11 protein-coding genes and 2 pseudogenes are annotated in these 8,054 nt (G+C 32.8%); 7 read left to right on the forward strand and 6 right to left on the reverse strand.

Features of this window, described 5'->3' with window-relative positions; all coding sequences use genetic code 11:
- Window positions 1-95: pseudogene (locus ACEWB7_RS16630) on the reverse strand (resolvase); the annotation flags it as partial.
- 184 nt (window positions 96-279) lie between these two features.
- A complete protein-coding gene (locus ACEWB7_RS16635; RefSeq protein ID WP_312319807.1) occupies window positions 280-1,026 on the reverse strand; it encodes a DJ-1/PfpI family protein in 747 nt (248 codons plus the stop codon).
- Between the two features lie 29 nt (window positions 1,027-1,055).
- Between ACEWB7_RS16635 and ACEWB7_RS16640 the strand changes: the two genes are divergently transcribed.
- The 3 genes from ACEWB7_RS16640 to ACEWB7_RS16650 all read left to right on the forward strand — a co-directional run bounded on the left by ACEWB7_RS16640 (window position 1,056) and on the right by ACEWB7_RS16650 (window position 2,691).
- A complete protein-coding gene (locus tag ACEWB7_RS16640) occupies window positions 1,056-1,358 on the forward strand; it encodes a type II toxin-antitoxin system RelE/ParE family toxin (RefSeq protein ID WP_000286964.1) in 303 nt (100 codons plus the stop codon).
- Window positions 1,359-1,640 carry an addiction module antidote protein gene (locus tag ACEWB7_RS16645; protein WP_000985609.1) on the forward strand — a complete coding sequence of 94 codons (282 nt, stop codon included), beginning with the start codon at window positions 1,359-1,361 and terminating at the stop codon, window positions 1,638-1,640. It abuts the gene before it with no gap.
- 178 nt (window positions 1,641-1,818) lie between these two features.
- On the forward strand, window positions 1,819-2,691 hold the full coding sequence (locus ACEWB7_RS16650) for a toll/interleukin-1 receptor domain-containing protein (protein ID WP_236095270.1): 873 nt from the start codon (window positions 1,819-1,821) through the stop codon (window positions 2,689-2,691).
- 181 nt (window positions 2,692-2,872) lie between these two features.
- Here the strand turns inward: ACEWB7_RS16650 and ACEWB7_RS16655 are convergent, their stop codons facing one another.
- From ACEWB7_RS16655 to ACEWB7_RS16665, 3 genes are all read right to left on the reverse strand, one after another.
- Window positions 2,873-3,061: a YqaE/Pmp3 family membrane protein gene (locus ACEWB7_RS16655; protein WP_000670253.1), complete on the reverse strand. Its 189-nt coding sequence runs from the start codon at window positions 3,059-3,061 to the stop codon at window positions 2,873-2,875.
- A 187-nt stretch (window positions 3,062-3,248) separates the two neighbouring features.
- A complete protein-coding gene (locus ACEWB7_RS16660; protein WP_000106168.1) occupies window positions 3,249-3,440 on the reverse strand; it encodes a hypothetical protein in 192 nt (63 codons plus the stop codon).
- Window positions 3,441-4,022: 582 nt separating this feature from the next.
- Window positions 4,023-4,241 carry a hypothetical protein gene (locus ACEWB7_RS16665; RefSeq protein ID WP_411580974.1) on the reverse strand — a complete coding sequence of 73 codons (219 nt, stop codon included), beginning with the start codon at window positions 4,239-4,241 and terminating at the stop codon, window positions 4,023-4,025.
- A 711-nt stretch (window positions 4,242-4,952) separates the two neighbouring features.
- Between ACEWB7_RS16665 and repM the strand changes: the two genes are divergently transcribed.
- From repM to ACEWB7_RS16685, 4 genes are all read left to right on the forward strand, one after another.
- Entirely contained in the window at window positions 4,953-5,870 is a 918-nt protein-coding gene (repM, locus tag ACEWB7_RS16670) for a replication initiation protein RepM (RefSeq protein WP_000185725.1), read from the forward strand.
- Window positions 5,871-5,918: 48 nt separating this feature from the next.
- On the forward strand, window positions 5,919-6,470 hold the full coding sequence (locus ACEWB7_RS16675; RefSeq protein WP_001123865.1) for a plasmid replication DNA-binding protein: 552 nt from the start codon (window positions 5,919-5,921) through the stop codon (window positions 6,468-6,470).
- Window positions 6,471-6,694: 224 nt separating this feature from the next.
- Complete coding sequence (locus ACEWB7_RS16680; protein ID WP_411580975.1) at window positions 6,695-7,117, forward strand: hypothetical protein; 423 nt, start codon at window positions 6,695-6,697, stop codon at window positions 7,115-7,117.
- Between the two features lie 53 nt (window positions 7,118-7,170).
- The gene (locus ACEWB7_RS16685; RefSeq protein ID WP_411580976.1) at window positions 7,171-7,641 is read left to right on the forward strand and encodes a hypothetical protein; all 471 of its coding nucleotides are present in this window, start codon (window positions 7,171-7,173) and stop codon (window positions 7,639-7,641) included.
- A 318-nt stretch (window positions 7,642-7,959) separates the two neighbouring features.
- On the opposite strand, the pseudogene ACEWB7_RS16690 reads toward ACEWB7_RS16685, so the two are convergent.
- Window positions 7,960-8,054, reverse strand: a pseudogene (locus ACEWB7_RS16690) (IS1595 family transposase); the annotation flags it as partial.

Consider the following 8,054-nt stretch of genomic DNA (forward strand, 5'->3'; position numbering starts at 1 on the left):
TTTTGGTTTAGATCCTGAAGAATCTGCAAAGCCCTTTCTGCATCTTGATCTTTAGTTGAAGCTCGTAGATAAATACGTGTATTCATTTCTATCATTTAATCTTAATTCTGTTAGATTAATGATAACACTATCATTTAATTATTGCATTAAGTCTAATGATAGATATTGTATGCGATTTGGCTCGCTATCATTCAGCTATAGTCTTTTGATAAAAAAAGCATGACTAAAAGCCATGCCTTAGGAATTCGTATAAGGTGTATTATGTTAATTTTAGAAAAACTACAAGTCAGCTTCAAATTCCATTCGTCTTGCTGTATTTAATGCAATATCTCTGTTTGTTACTTTAGACACAACATGTAGAGACGCATTGATCCCTGACGATATCCCAGCAGAAGTTATTATCTTATTTTCATCTACAAATCTGACATCTTTAATAACTGTAATTTTAGGGTATTCTGCTTCTAGACGTGAAATATCCATCCAATGTGTAGTAGCGCTTAGTCCATCTAACAGCCCTGCCTCTGCTAAGATGAATGCTCCCGTACAAATAGAGAATGTGATATTTGTTGTTTGGTGTTTTAACTTTATCCAATCCAATAGATGAGCATTATATAGCTCGACTGTTTCAGCACCATATCCTCCAGGAATCACTAGAATGTCTATACATGGACAGTTTTCTAAGAGGTAATCACTTTTTACTGAAAGACCATTTCTTGCTGTAATTTCATGTTTTTGTGCCACAGTAAACACGTTAAAAAGCTTTTTATTATGACTATCTGTAGTAATAGCAAACACTTCATAAGGCCCTGCAAAATCTAAAACCTCAACCTCATCAAATAATAAGATTCCAATATTCATTTTTTTCACATCTATACTTTTAAATTTCGAAATAATAGTACTGATAAATAAGGCGTTATATCCATAATTTTTATTTGATTTTTCATAAAAATAGCACCGATTTAACATAATGGTTGTTATACGAAATTCACCGTTTCGAGCCCCAAATATCAAGTTTATTTCTTGCATAAATGTATCCTATAGGATACATTCTACTTATGTACTCAATATATACCACTGAAGTCTTTGATGACTGGTTCACCAAGTTAAAAGACCAGCAGGCAAAAAGACGCATACAAGTCCGAATTGATCGGGTTGAAGATGGAAACTTTGGAGATACTGAGCCGGTCGGTGAAGGTGTTTCTGAATTACGTTTCTTCTTTGGGCCAGGCTATAGGATTTATTACTGCAAGCAAGGGCAAAGGGTTGTTATTCTTTTAGCAGGCGGAGATAAGTCTACGCAAAGTAAAGATATAAAACTTGCCCTGCAATTGGCACAAGATTTAGAGGAGGAGCTATAAATGGCTATTAAACTTCGCAAATGGGACAGTGCTGAGCATCTTAAAACAGAGGATGATATGCAGGCTTACTTACAAGCATGTATTGAAGAATCTAATGGCGATGCCGCATTCATTGCAAAGGCTTTAGGTAACATTGCAAAAGCTAAAGGAATGGCTCAATTATCACGAGATACAGGCTTAGGCCGAGAAAGTCTTTATAAAGCACTTTCTGGTGATGTTAACCCTAGTTTTGATACTGTGATTAAAGTTGTAAAAGCACTGAATTTACGCTTAGCAATTTAAAAAAAGTTATTAAAAAATGGAGCTTTAGGCTCCATTTTTTAATTTCGTATAAGGTGTATTATGTTAATTTTAGAAATTCTTTAAGCTAAACTTTTATTATTAATATCTTATCCATCAAAATTGTCTTTTTTGTTATTCTTCCAATCACTTTAAATCAGCTTTATTTTGTGAACCCAAAATGAATATTGAGCAATACCAACAACTATTTGAAAAAGCCTATCAAGAAACACCTATTTCAGATAAAGGATTTCGACCTATTGAAGATTTAGTGTTGAATATCTATCAGGCCACCATTCAGCAGAAACATCCTACTTATGCTCATATATGGCCAGTACTAAGCGGGCATAACAGAAAAATAGCAACGCTTGGGCAATATTATGTTCTTATTTACAGTCACAGCGGTTCTAGTGGAATGATGCATATAAGTGGTATGGGTGATATATCATTCTTATTTCCTAACCTGACTATTAATGATTCTAACTTAGTAGCATGCAGACAAAAAATCATCAATCATTTTGATATTAAGAAAAAAGACTTAATTTTTGTCGTTAAAAATGATTTATCTAATCTACAAGCAGAAATTTCATTTAATTTAAAAAACCAAGAGCTATATATGAATCTTCAACCTATCAAAATTTTTCTCAGTCACAAGAGTGTTAATAAACCCAAGATCAGAGAGTTCAAGAAAACTTTAGAATTATTAGGCTTTCAACCTTGGTTAGATGAAGATGCTATGCATGCAGGTGTGGAATTAGAACGTGCTTTATTAACAGGTATGCAAGATTCCTGTGCTGCAATATTTTTTATCACACCAGATTATGTTGATGAAAATTATTTAAGTAGTGAAATTACCTATGCTATTCAACGTAAACGAGCGGATCCAAATTTTGCCATTATTGCTTTAAATATCGAAGAGAATGGAAAAGAAGGTGTTATTCCTATGTTACTGACCCCATATGTATGGAAAAAGCCTTCTTCTGATTTGGAAGCTTTGCAAGAAATTTTAAAGGCTCTACCTGTTAAAGTTGGTGAAGTATTCTTTAAACAGTAATGTTTATAAAATTATTCAAGAGGCTCTCATAGTTCTAAAGCTTATATTTAAAAATATTGAGCACTATACGAAAGCCTCAGTCTTTAACTTATTTAACATAAAATCTCTTATACGAAATAAGCAAAGCTCATTATTCAATGAGCTTTGACAGTAGCAATTTCAAGAATGCTTAGGAGAGAGTTTAGGAATATAAAGCTGCTTTTGCTTCCTGGTCTGCACGATCTTGTAATAAAGCATGCACAGCCCAGATCGCAGCTGGGAGCCAGCCTAAAAGGGTAACTTGAAGAAACAAACATATCATTGCTGCAAAAGGTCGACCTATTATAAAGAAAGACAACCAAGGAAAGAGCAAAGCTATCAGAAATTTCATATTCATTTCCTCTTAGGAAGTTTCAAAAGCCTTAACAACTAATAAGAGGCAGAAGTAAACAACCTATAGGCCTGTCCGTCTATTCAAGATTTACTTATTTATGTAATTGACCGCGCACTTTGACTTTATTCATAAATTCTCGTTATTTGACAGCACTAAATGCAAACTAAAAATTATCTAGTCAAAATTAGTCATGAGCTTTTTGTTCAGTCTCATCATTGGCCGAGAACATACCCAAATTCGTGAGCCTGATATTTTCCTGGCACTGTTCGCATAGCAACAGTCCTGCAAAAAGCTGTACATTTTTTCTTGATTGGCAAAGAGTACAAGCGCTCGGAAACATAATTGTATTTGTCGTGGTGGTGATATTAGTGCTCATCGCAATTCCTAGAATAAGAGTTCTCAATATCTTGTCTTAAACTTCATCGCTTGAATATTGAAGAATATCCATTTTGAGAACTTTTGTAGAAAATAGATAAAGAGCTCTGTGATATTGAATACTCTCAATTTTTAACTACTTTTAGCGCCTAAAATAAGAATTCAATTTAGGTTCTAAAACCTCACTTAAAACCTATCAACTGAGTGGTTTTTACAGGTTTAAATTCCTAATAAATACGTCATGTATAATTTTCTAAATTGGCCGAATTGACAATTTTGTTGCTTATCGAAAAGTGCGCAGATTATTTTAATTAATTTTCAATCACTTATGCTGTTTTTATGGCTTTTACCTGCGCAAACTTGATTTTCAATAACTGCGCAGGGTATTTATCTATATATATTAATCACTTATGCTGTTTTTTTCCATTTTTCGAGCGCAGATAGGTGCGCACCCTATTTTCCATTAAATAACAATTACTTAGAGCATTTTTATTGGTTTTTTGAGCGCAGAGAAGAGCGCAGCAAATTAACAAATAAAATCAATAACTTATTATAAAAAATAGGCTTTTTGCTGCGCAGCTTTCTAACACACAAAATAATTACCCAAACCCTTAAACCATAAGGGTTTGAAGGTTGTCATCGTTAGATGCGTGGTGTGTGACAAAAAAATCCCGGCGTGTGCCGGATCCTGGATTAGAAAATTGGCTAAAGTGACGTAGGGCCGGTGCTTGGTTTTGCATGGAAAAAAGTATTTATTTCCTGGTTTAGAAAAACGTAAAAAATCAATTTTTTGTCCATTCATCCAGGTTAAAAATTTCAACCCAAAACTTTAATTATGAAAAGCTTCACAGAAAGCGTTCAAATGCGATTTAAGAGCCTTTACCTAAAAAACATAGATCTATAGTGAAAAACAGAAAACAGCTCAAAAAACGCAAATAAGAGCGAAATAAAGAGGAGTTTAGACTCTAGATAGCTTTGTAGAGCGAGTGTCTACGAGCGAACTTATAAAATTTGTTTCCCGACCTCCCTGAAAAACAGTTTTTTGCTCTCTTTAGCCTAAGAAAGCGTAAGTTTCATGCAGAAACTTGCTCCTGGACCGAGCGAAGCGAGTAAAAAAGTTTTATGAGCGAAGCGAATTGAATTCCGAGTTGCTTTTGCTTTTTCTTCCAGTCACGTAAGTATTAACCAAAAAATTGCCCCGACGAACTGAGCGCAAGCGAAGTTCAATAGAGTTTGAGCGAAGCGAAAACCAAGGGCAATTTTTCATTCCCTGTGTTTTTAATTATTTTAAGATTTTTAAATGCTTTTAGACATTAAAAAGATCTTTAAAATTAATATCTTAAATTGCTATAAAGATAGGTTTAAGGGGTTATAAAGATAGGTTTAAGGGGTTATAAAGATAGGTTTAAGGGGTTATAAAGATAGGTTTAAGGGGTATTTGAATAGCTGGATTATTGACTATTTAAATTAGGCAGTATATAACCTATTTAGATTAATAAGTAACCTTGGAATTATGACAAATACCAATAAGTTAGTTGTAAAGGATAATGCTCTTATTGATGCCTCTTTCAATTTATCCCTAATAGAGCAACGGATTATGCTTCTAGCAATAGTTGAAGCTAGAGAATCAAACAGTCTTTCCCCAGATACCCCTATAGAAGTATCTGTGAGCGACTATATTCATCAATTTAAAGTGGATAGCAATAATGCTTATGCCCTACTTAAAGATGCTTCTAAAACCTTAAAGCGAAGAGAGTTTAGCTATTTAGATAGATATAAGGGCATAGAAGCACTTTCAACAGCTAATTGGGTTAATAAAGTGACCTATGTTGATAAGAGCGGTTTGATTGTTTTATATCTTAGTCATGAAGTAATTAGCTTAATTAGTAAATTAAGTGAACAATTCACAAAATACTATATCGAGCAAGTTTCTGAATTTAAAAGCAAATATAGTATTCGATTATACGAACTTATTATTAAGTGGTTAAGCGTTGCTAAGACTGAAAAATACAGTATCAATGATTTAAGATCAAAGCTTGGACTTGGTGTTGAAGAGTATTCAACTATGTCCAATTTCAAGTCTAATGTATTAGACAAAGCAATTAATGAAATCAATAAACATACTGATATAATTGTAGATTATCAGCAATTTAAGAAAGGAAGAGTGATTACTGATATCCAGTTCTTTATTAAGTCTAAAGCTCGACCATCTAAACAAACTAACACTACCAAGCAATCTTTTTATCAAATGAATGATGCACAAATTAACTTATTTGGAAATCAGTTATCTCGTCTACATGAACTGTCTCATTTAGCAAATCAAGGTGAAAGCTATGACGAGTTAGCGATTAAAATTAAAGATATGCTCAGAGATCCAATACAGCAAAAACAACTTCTTCCACATCTTAAAAATCTAGGTTTTAAGGCTTAAGTACATTACAGTTCATGTAATGAGGGACTAAAACATAATTAAAGAACTATGCCTAAATTTACTGTTGCAGAATTAGCTAAAAAATATGGAATTGCTCGTACATCAATTTATGATCGTATGAAGAACGGTTCTATCAGTTATGAAATTGATGCGAAGAATCGAAAAGTGATTGATTTTAGTGAAATGCAACGTGTTTACGGCACGCCTAACAGTCAGGCTGACAGTAAGCCTGATAGTAAGGAAAACGACAACACTACAGTTGAATTGTACAAGCAATTAATTGAAGAGTTACGACACGATAAGTCAGTGGCCGAAGAGCGTGAAAAACGTATGTACAAAGAGATTGAGCAACTCAAAGATAAGATTGACAATCTAACCTTAGCACTGGGTTATACACCTAAAAATATTCAGCCTGACAGTAAGCCTGACAGTACAAATGAACAAGTCCGTACAACTACAGACTTACAAGATACTGTACAGCCATCACAAGTTACGCCAATAGAAGATAAACCTATTCAGCAAACAACTACTGCTATGCCACAACTTAAAAAACGAGGTTTATTCAGCAGAGTTTTAGATGCTGTTTTGAGTGACCATTAGATTGTGGATTATTGACTATAGCTAATAAAAACCGTGGAACATTGCTCAATAAGTGTTCGTGGAACACGAAAAATTGATAAAAAAGCCTAACAGTGACTGCTTAGGCTTTTTATTAGCACATAAGACTATGATTTATATGAAATAAAAAATTGAATTTCGTATAAGGTGTATTATGTTAATTTTAGAAATTCTTAATTTTTAAATATTTTGGAGCATCCATTTTAATGAATCAATTGGAGTTAATCCTTAAAACCTTTCATGAATATGAGTTTAAGGAAGGTTTAGATGATTTATTTTATTTGTGTGGTAACTTTCTTAAAGAAATAGATCCAAAGGTTAAGCTCGAATATGGACAAGATGTAGCCTTCTTCAAAGTTCTAAAAATCCTGTTAGAAAGTGGTGATATTTCTTTATTTTATAATTTGAATTGTGAAGACCCATCTAGAGATGGAGAGTTACTGCTTGGAAGCCCACAAGAACAAATTGAACAGCTACAACAAGTTTGGATTGGTAGTATTGCTATCCATCAAATGGATCAAAAAAATAACTATCTAGGGTGGTATTTCTTGATATATTGCCCTTACGCATTAGCTCATAAACTCTATGATGAAGATGGTAAATTCGTCCGTTGGTTATATACAGACTAGCTTTATTAAGGCTTAATTAGAGTAGTTACTAACTAATAGTTAATATAATACAAATGAGTGAAGCCAATAAAATTCAATTTAAAGTCGAATTAGAATTATATTTGAAATCTCCAGAAGACATTCAAAAATGGGTTTTAGATACTTTAGAAACTAATCTTTCAGATGAATTAGCTTTAGATGTATGTTTTTTAGCAGATCGTCAAGAGGTTATTGAGTATTTTAAAAAGATACATATTACTGATCTTGATATAAATACGAGAAATAATGTAATCCATACTTTATTGAAGGAGTATGTTCTTAGTCACATTACTTCTATTCGATCAAAAGAGGATATTTATCCTTTTTTTCAAAAAATCTGTTTAATTTCAAAATATTTAGAAGATAAAAACTTAAATAATTTACTCATTTCATATGATGACGAATTCTATTTAGCACTAGAAAATTATTCACCATTAGAGCCTATGGAAGTATTTCATAACTTTATAAATGAACTTCAAAAATGGCACAAACAAACCTCTATTTAACATAATGGCGGTTATACGAAATTAGTAGTTTTTACGCGGAATTCCTAACGTATTCATCTTTTGTCTTATATCTTTATTTTTACCAATAGGTAAAATATATTCATAACTTACATCGAAAAGTAGGTAATTAAGAAAAAAATTACAGCGTTTTATAAGCCTTATAGTAACGGGAGAGACTATAGGGCTTTTTATTTATCTTAATATTCATATATCTATGATGAGGCCATGATGCTCGGCGATATAAAAAACCGGCTTGAGAATAGATCGGTCTTTTATGATATTTGCTAAGGCTCTAGACTAGCAGATTTACACTTAATTTTACCTAATGAGGTTCCACAGCTCAGTTGCTAACTCATTAGGTTCCCTCATCCAACGCCATTCAGTTTCTTTAAGATGATAATCAAAGTACTCTT

It is taken from the genome of Acinetobacter sp. NIOH-H-8 (genome assembly GCF_046635365.1).
Classification (GTDB): domain Bacteria; phylum Pseudomonadota; class Gammaproteobacteria; order Pseudomonadales; family Moraxellaceae; genus Acinetobacter.